General features: G+C 72.4%; 13 protein-coding genes and 1 pseudogene. 10 read left to right on the top strand and 4 right to left on the bottom strand.

The features are described from left to right. The 5 genes and pseudogenes from ACIHIX_RS08935 to fdhD form a co-directional block, all read left to right on the top strand. Positions 1 to 107, top strand: a pseudogene (locus ACIHIX_RS08935) (oxidoreductase); the annotation flags it as partial. After that, complete coding sequence (locus ACIHIX_RS08930; protein WP_399951889.1) at positions 104 to 1,999, top strand: molybdopterin oxidoreductase family protein; 1,896 nt, start codon at positions 104 to 106, stop codon at positions 1,997 to 1,999. The pseudogene ACIHIX_RS08935 and the gene ACIHIX_RS08930, both read left to right, overlap by 4 nt. A gap of 6 nt (positions 2,000 to 2,005) precedes the next feature. Beyond that, complete coding sequence (locus ACIHIX_RS08925; RefSeq protein WP_399951886.1) at positions 2,006 to 3,847, top strand: NADH-ubiquinone oxidoreductase-F iron-sulfur binding region domain-containing protein; 1,842 nt, start codon at positions 2,006 to 2,008, stop codon at positions 3,845 to 3,847. Then, a complete protein-coding gene (locus ACIHIX_RS08920; RefSeq protein WP_399951883.1) occupies positions 3,844 to 4,704 on the top strand; it encodes a 2Fe-2S iron-sulfur cluster-binding protein in 861 nt (286 codons plus the stop codon). The genes ACIHIX_RS08925 and ACIHIX_RS08920 overlap by 4 nt, the downstream gene beginning before the upstream one ends. 6 nt (positions 4,705 to 4,710) lie before the next feature. After that, positions 4,711 to 5,580: a formate dehydrogenase accessory sulfurtransferase FdhD gene (fdhD, locus tag ACIHIX_RS08915; protein ID WP_399951881.1), complete on the top strand. Its 870-nt coding sequence runs from the start codon at positions 4,711 to 4,713 to the stop codon at positions 5,578 to 5,580. Here fdhD and ACIHIX_RS08910 read toward each other — a convergent pair. Both ACIHIX_RS08910 and ACIHIX_RS08905 read right to left on the bottom strand, forming a co-directional pair. Then, positions 5,567 to 6,094 carry an isochorismatase family protein gene (locus ACIHIX_RS08910; protein ID WP_399951879.1) on the bottom strand — a complete coding sequence of 176 codons (528 nt, stop codon included), beginning with the start codon at positions 6,092 to 6,094 and terminating at the stop codon, positions 5,567 to 5,569. The genes fdhD and ACIHIX_RS08910 overlap by 14 nt on opposite strands. A 19-nt stretch (positions 6,095 to 6,113) precedes the next feature. Beyond that, on the bottom strand, positions 6,114 to 6,551 hold the full coding sequence (locus ACIHIX_RS08905; protein ID WP_399951876.1) for a MarR family winged helix-turn-helix transcriptional regulator: 438 nt from the start codon (positions 6,549 to 6,551) through the stop codon (positions 6,114 to 6,116). Positions 6,552 to 6,658: 107 nt separating this feature from the next. Between ACIHIX_RS08905 and ACIHIX_RS08900 the strand changes: the two genes are divergently transcribed. Together ACIHIX_RS08900 and ACIHIX_RS08895 are read left to right on the top strand one after the other, a co-directional pair. Continuing rightward, on the top strand, positions 6,659 to 7,576 hold the full coding sequence (locus tag ACIHIX_RS08900; RefSeq protein WP_399951873.1) for a zinc-binding alcohol dehydrogenase family protein: 918 nt from the start codon (positions 6,659 to 6,661) through the stop codon (positions 7,574 to 7,576). Between the two features lie 112 nt (positions 7,577 to 7,688). Next, positions 7,689 to 8,921 (top strand): DUF4185 domain-containing protein, encoded by a 1,233-nt coding sequence (locus tag ACIHIX_RS08895; RefSeq protein WP_399951870.1) that lies wholly within the window; start codon positions 7,689 to 7,691, stop codon positions 8,919 to 8,921. Here the strand turns inward: ACIHIX_RS08895 and ACIHIX_RS08890 are convergent. Further along, the gene (locus ACIHIX_RS08890) at positions 8,857 to 9,870 is read right to left on the bottom strand and encodes a bile acid:sodium symporter family protein (RefSeq protein WP_399951980.1); all 1,014 of its coding nucleotides are present in this window, start codon (positions 9,868 to 9,870) and stop codon (positions 8,857 to 8,859) included. The genes ACIHIX_RS08895 and ACIHIX_RS08890 overlap by 65 nt on opposite strands. 163 nt (positions 9,871 to 10,033) lie before the next feature. Between ACIHIX_RS08890 and ACIHIX_RS08885 the strand changes: the two genes are divergently transcribed. Continuing rightward, a complete protein-coding gene (locus ACIHIX_RS08885) occupies positions 10,034 to 10,897 on the top strand; it encodes a LysR substrate-binding domain-containing protein (protein WP_399951867.1) in 864 nt (287 codons plus the stop codon). Here ACIHIX_RS08885 and ACIHIX_RS08880 read toward each other — a convergent pair. Then, positions 10,894 to 11,871 (bottom strand): Lrp/AsnC family transcriptional regulator, encoded by a 978-nt coding sequence (locus tag ACIHIX_RS08880; protein WP_399951864.1) that lies wholly within the window; start codon positions 11,869 to 11,871, stop codon positions 10,894 to 10,896. The genes ACIHIX_RS08885 and ACIHIX_RS08880 overlap by 4 nt on opposite strands. 109 nt (positions 11,872 to 11,980) lie before the next feature. Here ACIHIX_RS08880 and ACIHIX_RS08875 point away from each other — a divergent pair, with 109 nt between their 5' ends. Together ACIHIX_RS08875 and ACIHIX_RS08870 are read left to right on the top strand one after the other, a co-directional pair. Further along, positions 11,981 to 13,480 carry an MFS transporter gene (locus ACIHIX_RS08875; protein ID WP_399951861.1) on the top strand — a complete coding sequence of 500 codons (1,500 nt, stop codon included), beginning with the start codon at positions 11,981 to 11,983 and terminating at the stop codon, positions 13,478 to 13,480. A gap of 250 nt (positions 13,481 to 13,730) precedes the next feature. Beyond that, positions 13,731 to 15,557: an AMP-dependent synthetase/ligase gene (locus ACIHIX_RS08870; RefSeq protein ID WP_399951858.1), complete on the top strand. Its 1,827-nt coding sequence runs from the start codon at positions 13,731 to 13,733 to the stop codon at positions 15,555 to 15,557. The last annotated feature ends 49 nt before the right edge of the window (positions 15,558 to 15,606 follow it).

Raw genomic sequence — 15,606 nt, 5'->3', positions numbered from 1 at the left:
TCCTCACCGCCGTCATCGAACTCGCCACCCTCACCCACACCCCCGTCCCCACCCTCACCACCATCCACGCCCTCAGCGACCTCCTCGCCCACCAGACCGCCGCATGAGTCGCGGCGCCCGAGGAGGCAACCCCAGGCTCACGCACCCGCTCGTGCGGGACGGGCGCGACGAGCCTTTGCGCAGGGCGAGTTGGGACGAGGCACTGGACCGGGCCGCAGAGGGACTCGGGCGCGGTCGCGGGGCGTTCGGGATGCTCGCCTGCGCCCGTGCGACCAACGAGACGAACTATCTGGCGCAGAAATTCGCCCGGGTCGTGATGGGCACCAACAACGTCGACTCAGTCGACCGCAGGAGCCACGCGGCGAGCGTCGCGGGCCTGGCGGCGGTGTTCGGATCGGGTGGCGGTACGTCCTCGTACGCCGAGATCGAGCACACCGATGTCGTGGTGATGTGGGGTTCCAACGCCCGGGTCGCGCACCCGGTGTTCTTCCAGCAGGTGCTGAAGGGCGTTCACCGCGGCGCCCGGCTGTACGCGGTCGACCCACGGCGGACGTCCACCGCGGAGTGGGCGGAGGGCTGGCTCGGCCTCAACGTCGGTACCGACATCGCGCTGGCGCACGCGATCGGGCGGGAGATCATCCAGGCGGGGCTGGTCAACGAGGCGTTCGTCGAGCGGGCGACGAGCGGTTTCGAGGAGTACCGGGCGCTGGTCGAACCGTGGACGCTGTCGCTCGCGCAGAAGGTGACCGGCGTACCGGCCCCGGCCATACGGGAGTTGGCGCACGCGTACGCCCGAGCGGAGCGTGCCCAGATCTGCTGGACCCTGGGCGTCACCGCTCACCACAACGGCACGGACACCGTACGGGCGTTGATCGACCTCGCGTTGCTGACCGGCCATGTGGGCCGCGGGGGCTCGGGACTTCAGCCGCTGTGCGGGCGGAACAACGTCCAGGGCGCCGTCGACATGGGAGCCGTGCCGCACCGGCTGCCCGGCTTCCAGGACGTTCTCGACCCCGATGCCCGGCTGCGGTTCGAGTCCGCGTGGGACACCTCCCTGCCGCCGCACTACGGGCTGAACCTGGCCGAGATGTTCGAGGAGATGGAGACGGGCGGCGTGCGGGCCCTCCACTGCCTCGGCGAGGACCCCGCGCCCGTCGAGGCGCGGCGCCTCAAGGCCCTGGACTTCCTCGTCGTACAGGACATGTTCCGTACGAGCACCGCCGAGTTGGCGGACGTCGTCCTTCCCGCGACGGCCGGCTGGGCGGAGTCCGAGGGGACGACCACCAACAGCGAGCGGCGGGTTCAGCGGGTCCGCAGGGCGGTCGACCCGCCTGGCGAGGCCCGCGACGACATCGACATCCTCTGCGACCTGGCCCGGCGTCTCGGGCATGCGTGGGAGTACGCGGGCGCCGAGGCCGTCTGGAACGAGTTGCGGTCGGTGTCGCCGGACCACTACGGGATGACGTACCGACGACTGGAGGCGGAGAAGGGACTTCAGTGGCCGTGTCCGAACACGGTCGGAACCGAACCCCCCTATCTGCACGGCCGGTTGTGGGCGGACGACCCGGCGCTGCGGGGGCGACGCGCACCCTTCGGGCTGGTGCGGCAGGTCCCGCCGGTCGACCTCACCGACGAGCGGTTCCCGATCCGGCTGACCACGGGCCGACGGCTCGACTCCCACCACCCGGTGGGACAGCAGGGTCGTTTTCCGCGTCGAGGCGATTTCGTGGAGCTGTGCCCGGAGGACGCGGAACGCTACGGGGTCGTGGTCGGCGAGCGGGTGCGGATCACCTCGCGGCACGGCTCGGTCGTCGTGTCCGTGTGGATCGACACCGCCCTGCGCCCGGGGCTGGCCTTCACGACCCTGCGCCTTCCGGACCATGGCGACGACACCGACCAGCCGTCCACGAACACCCGTTGTCCGATCGCGGGGACGGCCGAGTACAGGGCGACGGCGATCCGGATCGACAAGCTCCCGCTCGTCACCTACGTGGGGTGACGGGACATGGACCTGCGCTTCGGGGACAGCGAGCCGACGGACGACGAACGCGCGGCCGTCGACGAGTTGTTGGGCCCTCCCGCGTCCTCGTGGGAGGGCGCGGAGCGGACCGAGGAGGACCTCAGGTACTCCCGGGGCGGACGTGCGGCCCGCGATCGCCGCGACCTGCTGCTGCCGGGCCTGCACGCGCTCAACGACCGGATCGGCTGGATCAGCAGGGGCGCCCTCGCCCATCTGTGCCGAAGGCTCACCGTGCCGCCCGCGGAGGCCTACGGAGTCGCCACCTCGTACGCCCTCTTCTCGGTGTCCCCCCGGCCCACGACCGTGCTCCACGTCTGCACGGACCTGACCTGCACGGCCGCCGGGGCAGCCGCCCTGTGCGCCGGACTCGCGTCCCGCCTGGACGGCGACGACCGGGTCATGGTCCGCCACTCCCCCTGCCTCGGCCTGTGCGAGCGCGCTCCGGCAGCGCTCACGATCAAGGCGGGCGATCCGGTGCGTACGGCGGTGTCGGCGCCGGCGACGGTCGAGGCCACCGTCCTCGCCGCGACCGCCCCCGACTCGGCACCGGAGGAGCCACCGGCCCGGGCGGCGGTAGCGCGAGCGGGCGATCCCACGCCGACGCCGCCGAAGAAGGAGCAGACCGGCGTGGCCGTCCCGCCACCTCCACCGCTGCCGCTGCTGACGCGGGTCGGCGTCGTCGATCCGTCCTCACTGGACGACTATCGCGCCCACGGCGGATACACGGCACTGCGCCGGGCCCTCGCGCTCGGCCCCACGGCCGTCCTCCGCGAGATCGTCGACTCGGGTCTGGTCGGGCACGGCGACGCCGCCTTCCCCAGCGGCCCTGCCCCGCGGGCCACCCCCATCGGTCTCGCCTGGCAGGCCGTGGCGTCGCGGCCCGGCCACCCGCATCACCTCGTGTGCAACGCGAGCGCGTCCGGGCCGGGCGCCTTCACGGACCGCGTGCTCATGGAGGGCGACCCGTACGCGCTGGTGGAGGCGATGACGATCGCGGCGTACGCCGTCGGCGCGCCCCACGGCTACCTCTACCTGCGCGGCGAGCACCCGCGGGCCGCGCGACGGATGCGCCGGGCCGTCGAGCGGGCACGCGCGCGTGGGCTGCTCGGCGACGACATCCTCGGCCGGGGCCACAGCTTCGACATCGAGATCCGGCGCGGCGCGGGCGCCTACGTCTGCGGCGAGGAGACCGCCGTACTCCGCTCCATCGAGGGGTACCGCCCGGAGCCGCGTCCGACGCCGCCCTTCCCGACGGAGAAGGGCCTGTTCGGCGGGCCGACGGTCGTCGCGGACGTCGAGACGCTGCTCCACGTACTGCCGATCCTCACCGGCGGTCCGGCCGCGTACCGGTCGGGGCTCGTTTCCGTGTCCGGAGGTGTGGAGCGGCCCGGGGTCCACGAGCTGCCGTCCGGGACGACACTCGGCGAGCTGCTCACGCGGGCCGGTGTGCGGCCGGGCCTGCGCGCGGTCCTGCTCGGCGGAGCCGCCGGCCGCTTCGTACGCCCCGACGAGCTGGACGTACCCGTCCGGTCCGGCGTCGTCATCGCCTTCGACGGCACCGTGCCGCTGCCCCGGCTGCTGCTGCGCGTCGCGGAGTTCTTCCGGGACGAGTCCTGCGGGAGTTGCGTGCCGTGCCGGATCGGGACCGTGCGCCAGGCGGAGGCGGTGCGCCGGATCGTGGACCGCCCGGGCCCGGCCGCGGCCGACGACGTCACGCTCCTCGGGGAGGTCGGCCGGGCGATGCGGGACGCCTCGCTGTGCGGCCTCGGGCGGAACGCGTGGAACGCCGTGGAGTCGGGCGTGGAGCGGCTGGGGGTGTACGGATGACCGTGCCGTCGCTCGGCGTCCCCCGTCGGCTGCTCGACCTCACCCTCGACGGGGAGCCGGTACGTGCCGCCGAGGGCACGACGCTCCTGGACGTGTGCCGGGCGGCCGGCAAGGACGTCCCGGCCCTCTGCCACCTCGACACCCGCGCCCCCGCCTCCGCCTGCCGCCTCTGTGTCGTCGAGGTCGAGGGCTCCCGTGCCCTGGTGGCGGCCTGCTCTCGCGAGGCCGAACCCGGCATGGCCGTACGGACCGACACCGAGCGCACCCGCCACAGCCGCCGGACCGTCCTCGAACTCCTCGCCTCCTCGGTCGACTTGTCGACCACGCCCGGCATCGCGGCGTGGATCGAGGAGTACGGCGCCCGGCCTGACCGGTTCGGCGCGGACGCGGCCCGCGTCGCGGAGGAGCCGGTCGTCGACAACGGCCTGCTGGTGCGCGACCACGGCAAGTGCCTGCGCTGCGGCCACTGTGTGCGGGCGTGCGGCGACCTGGGGCGGAACACGTTCGCGATCTCCGTCCTCGGCCGCGGCCTCGGCTCCCGCGTCGGGGCCGAGTACGACGCTGCGCTCACCGACTCGGCCTGTGTGTTCTGCGGTGACTGCGTCGACGTGTGCCCGACGGGGGCGCTGTCGGTCAGGTCGGAGTTCGACCTGCGCAGGGCGGGCGCCTGGGACGAACCGGCGCAGACCGTCACGGCCACCGTGTGCGGGCACTGCGGGGTGGGCTGCGAGCTGGCCCTGCACGTGCAGGACAATGAGATCGTGAAGGTCACCTCCCCGCCCGACAGCCCGGTGGCCCACGGCAATCTCTGCATCAAGGGCCGCTTCGGCCACCAGTACATACAGAACCGGGACTGAGCAGCCATGGGACGAGTCACGGAACGACGCAAGGTGATCCGCATCCGGGACGGGGCGGTCTCCACCCGGCCCGACACCCTGGTCGCCGAGGAGCCGCTGGAGATCCGGCTGAACGGCAAGCCGCTCGCCATCACCATGCGTACCCCCGGCGACGACTTCGCGCTGGCCGCGGGCTTCCTCGTCAGCGAGGGGGTGCTGGCCGAGCAGGGTGATCTCCAGAACATCGTGTACTGCGCGGGCGCCACGGTGGACGGCTCCAACACGTACAACGTGGTCGACGTGCGCACCGCGCCGGGCGTGCAGATTCCCGACATCACCCTCGAACGGAACGTCTACACGACCTCGTCCTGCGGCCTGTGCGGCAAGGCGAGCCTGGATGCGGTGCGGACCACGGCCCGCTGGCCCATCTCCGACACTCCCCCGGTCCGGGTCGAGCCCGAGCTGCTCGCGAGCCTCCCCGACCGGCTGCGCGCGGCGCAGCGGGTCTTCGACCGGACCGGGGGCCTGCACGCCGCCGCGCTGTTCACCGAGGACGGGGAACTGGTGGACATACGGGAGGACGTGGGGCGGCACAACGCGGTCGACAAACTGGTGGGGCGGGCCCTGCAGAGCGGCGGGCTGCCGCTGTCGCGGACGATTCTGCTGGTGTCGGGCAGGGCGTCGTTCGAGCTGGCGCAGAAGGCCGTGATGGCGGGCATCCCGGTGCTGGCGGCGGTCTCGGCGCCGTCCTCGCTGGCCGTGGACCTGGCCGCGGAGACGGGCCTGACGCTGGTGGGGTTCCTGCGGGGCGCGTCCATGAACGTGTACGCGGGTGAGGAACGCATCGCCTTCCAGGCCACGCCTGCCGAGGGGAACGGGGCGGTCAGGACGCCGTGAAGTGCACCTCCGCCGCCCGCACGACCGTGCCGAGCCGGGGGAAGTCCAGCCGCACCGACGCGTCGTGCTCCGCCGCCGTGAGCGCCGCCATCGCGTCCTCGACGAACACCAGGTCGTAGCCCAGGTCGCCGGCGGCCCGGGCCGTGGACTCGACGCCCAGGTTGGTGGCGATGCCGCCGAACACGAGGGTGGTGACGCCGCGTTCGCGCAGGCGCTCGTCCAGTCCTGTGCCCTGGAAGCCCCCGATGGTGCGCTTCACGACCTCGATGTCGCCGGCCGCGGCCAGGCCCGCCACCAGCCCGCTGCCGGGCGGCTGTTCGGAAACACCGGGTCGCTCGACGCGGACGAGGGCGACATGGGCGCCGGCCGCGCGGAACGCGCCCGCCAACTCCTGTGCGGTCGTGAGGACTTCGGCGCCCTTGCGGGGCTCAAGGGACAGCGCGACGATCCGGTCCATCAGATCGACGAGCACGAGGGCGCTGCGCGCGGGGTCGAGCGCGAGGGGTGCGGTCATGACGGAACGTTATCCGCCGTCAGCCCTCCGTACCGGAAATCCGGATCAACAGGTCCGTGAAACGGTCGCGTTCGGCCGGCGACAGCGGGGCCAGCAGCTCGTCGTTGGCCTTGCGGGCGGCCTTCTCGCAGCGCTTCAGCAGCCGCGCGCCGGCGTCGGTGAGCGAGACCGCGTTCTTGCGGCGGTCGCGCGGATCGAGGTCGCGTACGACGAGTCCTTCGACCTGTAGGTCGTTGAGGACGCCCACCAGGTCCTTGGGGTCCAGTCCGACGCCGCGCCCGATGTCGGCCTGGGCCACGGGCTGGAGGTCCCGGACGGCGGAGAGCACCACGTGGTGCCACATCTTGATGCCCTCACCCGCCAGCGCGTCGGCCACCAGGCCCCGCCCCCGGGCGGCGGCCCGGCCGAGCAGCCAGCTGGGGAGGGAGCGGATCTCGGCGAGGGGGGCTTCGGACATGGGCGGAGCCTAGCAAGAAATTCGTGGGGACCCCCCATGAAAATTCGTTGGACTCCCCCACGATCTCGCTCATATCATGGGGCCTCCCAACGATTCCTGGAGGTGCGATGCGCCGCATCCGGTACGAGTCCACCGGTGGCCCCCTGTTCCTGGAGAAGGCCGAGGTCCCCGAGCCCGGGCCCGCCGAACTCCTGGTCCGCTGCGAGGCGATCGGCGTCACGCTCCCCGTGGTCCGCAAGGTCACCGAGGCCGCCGAACCGATCCCCCTGGGCGGCGAGGTCGCGGGCGAGGTCGTCGCCGTCGGCGGCGGCGTGACGCGCTTCCGTGTCGGCGACCGGGTGACCGGTCTCTGTTTCGGGCACGGTTACGCCGACTTCGCGCTGCTGCACGAGGCCATGGCCTCACCGGTGCCGGACGCCGCCTCCGCCGTGGACGCGGTCGCACTGGTCCGCAGCGGCCTCGTGGCGTACGGCGCCCTGGAGGCCGCCCGCCCCGTGCCGGGCGAGGCCGCCCTCGTCACCGCCGCGGCGAGCGGAGTCGGCCACCTGGCGGTGCAGCTGGCCCGCGCCCGGGGTGCCGGGCGGGTCGTGGCGGCCGTGTCGAACGCGGCGAAGGCCGACTTCGTACGGTCCCTGGGCGCCGACGAGGTCGTCCTGTACGCCGACGAGAGCTGGGGCGAGCCCGTCGACCACGTCCTCGACGCCGTCGGCGGCGATCTGCTCACCCCGGCCCTCGCCGCGCTCGCCCCCGGCGGCCGGCTCGTGGCGTACAGCTCGGGGGGTGGCACCATCCAGGCGTACGACCTGCTGGTCGGCGGCAAGTCCGTGATCGGCTTCCAGATGGCGCGGATCGCCCGCGGGGAGCCGGAGTCGTACGAGCGGTGGCGGCGGGAGCTGTGGCGGATGTTCGGACAAGGGACGCTGAAGCCCGCCGTGCACGCGGAGTTCGCGCTCACCGACGCGACCGAGGCGCACGCGGCGATCGAGACGCGGAGCAACCTCGGAAAGGTCGTACTCCGACCGTGACGCCCCGAGTCGGGCGGACCGAATCATGCGACACCGGCCGCCACCGGCGCCGGGCCCCGCCGTCTCCGAGGCCCCATGGACCAGGTGAGCGACAGCCACTAACGTCCCGGGCGTGCCCGACGACGTACGAGCACGACAGCGGACGGGAACGGGGCTCGGTCTGGTGCTGGCCCTGGTTCTCGGGGCCGTGCTGCTCACGGCCCTGCCCAAGGACGAGGAGCGGCGCGACGCGGCCGGGTGCGGACCGCGTTCCGTCGGGTCGTGGTCGGCGGACAAGGGGCTCACCTCGGAGTTCGCCCGGTACGGCGACGACGCGACCCGGGCGGACGACTGGACCGGCGGTGACGGCACTCATTCGGTGCGGCTGCCGGACGGGCGGGTGCTGTGGCTGTTCTCCGACACCTACCTCGGGCAGGTGTACGCGCCGCCCAACCCGGTCGGCGAGTCGTACGCCTGGCGGGACACGGCGGCGCCGCTCGTGCGGAACTCGGCGGTGGTGATGCGGGGCGGGCGACTGGAGAGCACGCTCCCGGCGCCGCTGTTCCCCGATCCCGGGCCGAATCAGTGGCGGTGGCCGGTGGCGGCCCGGGTGGAGCCCCGGTCGCCGGGGTCGTCCGAGCAGGTCCTGCGGGTGGTGCTGTGGGTGCGGACGGCGGCCGCCGCGCCCTGGATCTACGGGACGCCCACGGCCACCGAGGTGGCCACGCTGTCCCTGCCCGGCCTACGGGTGGAGTCGATCGTCAAGGTGCTGGACCAGCAACTGGTCCCCGATCCGTCCCGGCGGGTGCTGTTCGGTACGACGCTCGTCGAGCGGGACGGGTGGACGTACGTCTTCGGCGGCGACGACGGCCAGGCGGTCTCCCGACCGGTGTCGTCGGCGTTCGCGGCACGGGTGCCGGACGGCAGGCTCGCGGAGCCGGGGGCCTGGCAGTACTGGGACGGCTCCGACTGGAGGGCCGGGGCGACGCCGGCCGCGGTCCTCGGGAACATGGGCAGGCGCACCGGCGTGGGCAGCGCGTTCTCGGTGACGCGGGTGGACGGCACGTACGTGCTGTTCACGATGGCCGCGGGAACGGCCGGGCTGACGACCGTCACCTCGTACTGGGCGTGCTCGCCGAGCGGGCCCTGGCACGGTCCGACGAAGGACTTCACCCCCGCGCTGCCGGAGGGACAGGTGGCGGCCTACAACCCTCAGGTGCACCCCGCGCTGGGCGACGGCGGACGGCTGGTGCTCAGTTACGACGTGAACTGGCTGGAGCCGTCCGCCGCGGCGGCTCAGCTCAACCGGAACGTGTCCCTGTACCGACCGCGATTCGTGATGCTGCGGCTGAAGCCGGGGACGTGACGCCGGGCTCCGGGTCGTGGGAGCGGCGCTTGGCGATGACCGCGCAGACCATCAGCTGCATCTGGTGGAAGAGCATCAGCGGCAGTACCGCGAGGGAGGCGTGCGCGCCGAACAGGACGCTGGCCATGGGCAGTCCGGAGGCGAGGGACTTCTTGGAGCCGGCGAACTGGATGGCGATGCGGTCCTCGCGGCCGAAGCGGAGCGCCTTGGACCCGTACCAGGTCAGGGCGAGCATCACGGCGAGCAGCACGGCCTCCACGACGAGCAGTCCGGCCAGCCGGAGCGCGCTGACCTGGTGCCAGATGCCCTGGACCATGCCCTCGCTGAACGCGGTGTAGACGACCAGCAGGATCGAGCCGCGGTCGACGAGGCCGAGGACCTTCTTGTGCCGGGTGACGAAGTTACCGATCCAGCGGCGCAGCACCTGCCCCGCGACGAACGGCACCAGCAGCTGGAGCACGATCTGCACCAGCGAGTCGGCGGAGAAGCCGCCCGCGCTGCTGCCGAGCAGGGCGGCGGCGAGCAGCGGGGTGATGACGATGCCGACGAGGGAGGAGAAGGAGCCGGCGCAGATCGCGGCGGGCACGTTGCCGCGGGCCATGGAGGTGAAGGCGATCGAGGACTGGATCGTCGAGGGGACCAGGGTGAGGAAGAGCAGCCCCTGGTAGAGGGGCTGGGTGAGCAGCACCGGGACGAGTCCGCGGGCGGCCATGCCGAGCAGCGGGAAGACCACGAACGTACAGGCGAGGACGGTGACGTGGAGCCGCCAGTGCTTGAGGCCGTCCAGGGCCTCGCGGGTGGACAGGCGGGCGCCGTACAGGAAGAAGAGGAAGGCGATGGCGGCCGTGGAGGCGCCGGAGGCCACGTCCGCACCCGTGCCGCGGGCCGGGAGGAGGGCGGCGAGGCCCACCGTCCCGAGGAGCAGCAGGATGTACGGGTCGATCGGCATCCAACTCGGCCAGCGCAGGCGTTTCACGGTGCTCCACATACTCGTCGTGCTCTCGGCGGTACCGGGGCCGTGGGGTCCCCCCTCCATCGTCCTCCTCCCTCCCTCGATCGGGAATCCGGTATACCGCTCTGACTGTCATCATGTTCCGCGATAACGTGGCTCCGTGTACGACCCGTCCCAGTTGCGTACGTTCCTTGCGGTGGCGCAGACCCTGAGCTTCACTCAGGCCGCCCGGCGGCTCGGGCTGCGCCAGTCGACCGTCAGCCAGCACGTACGGCGTCTTGAGGAAGCGGCCGGGCGTCAGCTGTTCACCCGGGACACCCACTCGGTGGAGCTGACGGAGGACGGCGAGGCGATGCTCGGCTTCGCGCGCCGCATCCTGGACGTGCACGAACAGGCGTCGGCGTTCTTCACGGGTACCCGGTTGCGCGGCCGGCTGCGCTTCGGGGCGTCGGAGGATTTCGTGCTGACCCGACTGCCGGAGATTCTGGAGCGCTTCCGCTACGACCATCCCGAGGTCGACCTGGAGCTGACGGTGGAGCTCTCGGGCACGCTGCACGAGCAGTTGGCGGCCGGGAAGCTGGACCTGGTCCTGGCCAAGCGGCGGGCGGCGGACCCGCGCGGCGAACTGGTCTGGCACGACCGCCTGGTGTGGATCGGCGCGGAACGCCTCCGCCTCGACCCGGACCGCCCCGTCCCGCTGATCGTCTATCCCCCGCCCGGCATCACCAGGGCGCTCGCCCTGGAGGCGCTGGAGCGGCAGGGCCGCGAGTGGCGGATCGTGTGCACGAGCGGCAGCCTCAACGGTCTGATCGCGGCGGCCCGCGCCGGGCTGGGCGTGATGGCCCACTCCCGCGGCCTCATCCCTCCCGGCCTGGTCCGCGTCCCCGACCGCTCGGGCCTGCCCGAACTCGGCCGGGTCGACTTCGTCCTGGTCCACGGCCACCGCCGCACGACGTCCCCGGGCGCGGCGGACGCGCTGGCGGCGGCGATCCTGACGAGCGGCGACCGCCTGCACCGGAGCTAGGGCCGGACATACGTCAGCTGCTTCACCCGGCGCAGGAACGGTGTCGCCTCCACGTGCTGGACTCCCTCCAGTCGGCCGAGGGGGCCGCTGAGGTAGGCGTAGAAGGCCGCCGTGTCCCGGGCGACGGCGGTGACCATGAGGTTGGAGGGGCCGGCCGTGGCGCTGGCGAAGGCGACCTCGTCGTGGGTGGCCAGGGCCTGGCCGACGGAGTGCAGGGCGCCCGGGGCGGTGGTGATCCACAGGGCGGCGGCGCGCGGGAAGCCGAGGTCCTCGGAGTGGTACTCGATGTCGATGTAGACGGCCCCGGAGGCGAGCAACGCGGCCAGGCGGCGTTTGACCGCCGACTCGGAGCGGCCGGTGGCCCGCTGGAGTTCGGGGTATCCGGCCCGTCCGTCGCGTTCGAGGACGGCGAGGAGGGGTTCGTCGTCCGGGTCGACGGCGACCGGCCCCGGTCCGGGCTGGGGGTGCGCGCGCAGGGCGGCGATCTGGTCGTCCGTGAGCACGCCGAACTTCTGGGACCAGCCGGTGGGGCCGCCGTAGAAGCGGTGGATCAGCTGGTGGGCGCGGATGTCCACGACGCCCGGGGTGCGGGGCAGTTTGTCGAGCAGGAGTTCGTCGTGGTCGCCGGCGCTGCGGGGCCGGGTCATGCAGACGATCTCGGTGCCGCCGGAGGCGAGGCCGATCCAGCCGGTGTCGGGCCGTTTGGCGAGGGCCTCCGAGATGGCCGCGGCGCTGTCGGGCGCGCAGCGAAAGCGCATCATCCACTGGTCCTGGCCGAGTCGGAAGCCGTCCCGGACCGCCACGACCCGCAGTCCCGCCTCGGCGCTCAGTCGGCGGAAGCGACGGGCGACGGTCTGGTCGGAGGCTCCGAGCACCGTCCCGAGCCGGCTGAAGGAGGCCCGGCCGTTGACCTCCAGCGCCGAGAGGAGCTGAATGTCCAGCCGGTCGAGCGTGAGGGATTCCATCTCCAGCATGGCCACTCCTGTCGGATTCCGGCGCTTCAACGCCCTCTACCGCCGCGATCGGCCGCGTCGAGCCCATCGTACGGAGTCCTGCGCATCCCATGGACAAGGAGTTGAGGACATGCGTACTTGGGGGCCGCTGACCGCGGCGTGTCTGGCCACGTTCATGCTGCTGCTGGACGTGACCATCGCGATCGTCGCGCTGCCGGACATGGCTGCGGCGCTGAACGCGTCGCTGAGCGATCTGCAATGGGTGATGGACGCCTACGCGCTGGCGCTGGCCGCGCTGCTGCTGGGGGTGGGCGCCGCCGCGGACGTCCTCGGGCGACGGCGGGTGCATGTGACGGGGGTCGTGGTGTTCGCCGGGTCCTCGCTGCTGTGCGGCCTGGCGTCCGGCCCGGCGATGCTGGTCGCGGCGCGGGCCCTGCAGGGCGCCGGCGCGGCGGCGACGCTCGCCACGGCGCTGCCGCTGCTGGCGTCGGTCTACCGGGGCCGGCAGATGTCGGTGGCGCTCGGGGTGTGGGGCGCGACCGGCGGTGCGGCGGCCGCGGTGGGTCCGGTGCTGGGCGGGCTGCTGACGGACGGGCCCGGCTGGCGGTGGATCTTCTACGTCAACCTGCCGGTGAGCGTGGTCGCGGTGTGGCTGACGCTACGGGCGGTACCGGAGTCGCGGGGGCGGGCCGGACGCCGGATCGACTGGGCGGGGACCGTGCTGTTCGCGGCCTTCGCGGGCGGGGTGACGTACGGGGCGGTGCGGGCCGGGTCGCACGGCTGGGGTGCGACGGGCACCCTCGTCGCCTTCGCGGGGGCGGCCCTGGCGCTGGTCTGCTTCCTGGTCGTGGAGTGGCGGGTCGCCGATCCGCTGATCGATCCGCGGCTGTTCCTGAAGCCCGCGTTCTCCGGGGTGATGGCGGGCGCGTTCACCTTCAACGCGGCGGCGTTCGGGGTCATGGCGTACACCTCGATCTGGTTGCAGACCGTGCTGGGGATGTCCCCGGTGCGCGGCGGCCTCGTCTTCCTGTGGCTGTCGCTGGCCGCGTTCGTGGTGGCGGCGGCCGGGGGACGGCTGCTGCACGGGGTGCCGGCCCGGTTCACCGTCGGGGGCGGGCTGCTGCTGATCGGCGCCGGGCAGTTCTGCATGGCGTTCCTGGACGCCGGTTCGACATCGACGGCGCTCGTCGCGGGGCTGGTGCTGGTGGGCGTGGGTACGGGTCTGGTGGCGCCCTCGGTCGCGGGGGCCGCGCTGGCCACGGTGGAGCGGGAGCGCTCGGGCATGGCCAGCGGTGCGGTCAACGCCTTCCGGCAGTTCGGGTACGCGCTCGGCCTGGCCTTCTTCGGGACGGTGCTCACCTCCCGGATGGCGGACTCACTGCCGCGCGACGCGGCTCACGCGCTGGCGGGCGGCGGGGCGGGCGCGCTGCGGGGCACCGTCCCCGAGCACGCGCTGCGGGCCGCGTTCGCCTCGGGGCTGAACACGGCGGCGGTGGCGGCCGGCCTGGTGGCGGTGACCGGCGGTGCGCTGGTCCTCGCGCTGCTCAGGACGCCGGGGGCGGCGCGGGAGGGTGTGACGGATCCGGGCGTGACGACGCTGACAGAGGAGACGGCGACACAGCGGAACTGATCATTCCGACAGCTCGCGCACGGGTTGCTCGGGTCGTACAGATTCGGTGGAGATTAGGGGTCCGAAACTTACTCAACCGTCAGTTTTCTGTCCGACCCTTCCCCATGTGAGCGCATTTTCCGGCGCTGACCAGCCGCTACCCGGACACCGCCGGAATCCGCACCCCCTCCCGCCCCGTCGATAGGTGGGGTAGCTTTCACGGCGCTGTGCGGAGCGCCGGACCAATGTCAGAGGGAGCGGGGAGCGGGGTTTGCGCGAGTTCACCAACCCTCCGTTGGCGTTGGCACCCCAGGTGGGCGGATTGGCCGACGTGGTGTTCGACCATGCCCAGGAGGACCCGCTGTGCGTGGCGCTGGGCCGCAAGGACGAGTCCGGGCAGTGGCGGGACGTGACCTCGGCCGAGTTCCGCGACGAGGTGCTCGCCCTCGCCAAAGGACTGCTCGCCCGCGGCATCCGCTTCGGTGACCGGGTCGCGATCGTCTCCCGCACCCGTTACGAGTGGACCCTCTTCGACTTCGCCCTGTGGACGATCGGCGCCCAGGTGGTGCCGGTCTACCCCACCTCGTCGGCGGAGCAGTGTTTCTGGATGCTCTACGACGCCGAGTGCACGGCCGCGATCGTGGAGCACGAGGACCACGCGATGACCATCGCCACCGTCATCGACCGGTTGCCGCGACTGCGCGAGCTGTGGCAGCTGGACGCGGGCTGTGTGCAGGAGCTGTACGACGCCGGCGCGCACCTCGACGACGACGTGGTGCACCGGCACCGGCAGGCGGTCACCCCCGACTCGGTCGCCACCATCATCTACACCTCCGGCACCACCGGCCGCCCCAAGGGCTGTGTCATCTCGCACGGCAACTTCATGTACGAGGCGGACACCGTCATCCGGCGCTGGGAGCCGGTGTTCCACTCCAAGAAGGGCGACGAGGCGGCGACCCTGCTGTTCCTGCCGCTCGCGCATGTCTTCGGACGGATGGTGCAGGTCGCCGCGATCCGCGGCAGGGTCCGCTTCGGCCACCAGCCGCAGATGAACGCCGCCGCCCTGATGCCCGACCTCGCCGCGTTCAAGCCGACGTTCTTCCTCGGGGTGCCGTACATCTTCGAGAAGGTGTTCAACGCCTCGCGCCGCAAGGCCGAGAAGGAGGGCAAGGCGGGCGCCTTCGAGAAGGCCGTCGACATCGCGGTGAAGTACGCGGACGCCATGGAGGCGAAGGCCTGGGGCATCGGGCCCGGCCCTTCGGCGGGTCTACGCGTGCAGCACCAGCTCTTCGACAAGCTCGTCTACTCCAAGATGAGGGCCGCGATGGGCGGCCGCATCAAGCAGGCGATGACGGGCGGTTCGGCCATGGACCGCCGGCTCGGTCTGTTCTTCGCCGGCGCGGGCGTGCACATCTACGAGGGCTACGGCCTCACCGAGTCGACGGCCGCCGCCACCGCCAACCCCCCCGAGCGCACCCGCTACGGCACGGTCGGCCGGCCCATCCCGGGCATGACCGTGCACATCGCGGACGACGGCGAGATCTGGCTGCACGGTGACAACGTCTTCCAGGGCTACCTCAACAACCAGAAGGCCACCGACGCGACCCTGCACGACGGCTGGCTCGCCACCGGTGACCTGGGCTCCCTCGACGAGGACGGCTACCTCACCATCACCGGCCGCAAGAAGGAGATCCTGGTGACCTCCGGCGGCAAGAGCGTCTCCCCCGGCCAGTTGGAGGAGCGCGTCCGGGACCATCCACTGGTCTCCCAGTGCATCGTCGTCGGCAACGACCGCCCCTATGTCGCCGCCCTCGTCACCCTCGACCAGGAGGCCGTCGAGCACTGGCTCGCGATGCGCGGCAAACCGCAGCTGACGGCGGCCGAACTGGTCCGGGACGCCGACCTGGAGACGGAGGTGCGACGCGCCGTGGTCGCCGCCAACACCCTGGTCTCCCAGGCCGAGTCGATCCGCACGTTCCGCATCCTGGCGCAGCCGTTCACCGAGGAGCACGGGCTGCTCACGCCGTCGCTGAAGCTGAAGCGCAAGGCGATCGAGAACGCGTACGCGGGCGAGGTCGAGGCGTTGTACAGGGCCTGAGGGGCTTTCCGGCGGATTCTGTCCTATTCCGCCGTCAGGAATGCATCCC

Origin of the sequence: Streptomyces sp. NPDC051913, from assembly GCF_044593635.1 — a bacterium.
GTDB lineage: Bacteria > Actinomycetota > Actinomycetes > Streptomycetales > Streptomycetaceae > Streptomyces.
Note: the sequence above shows the minus strand (reverse complement) of the source record. Positions and strands in the feature narration are given on the sequence as shown.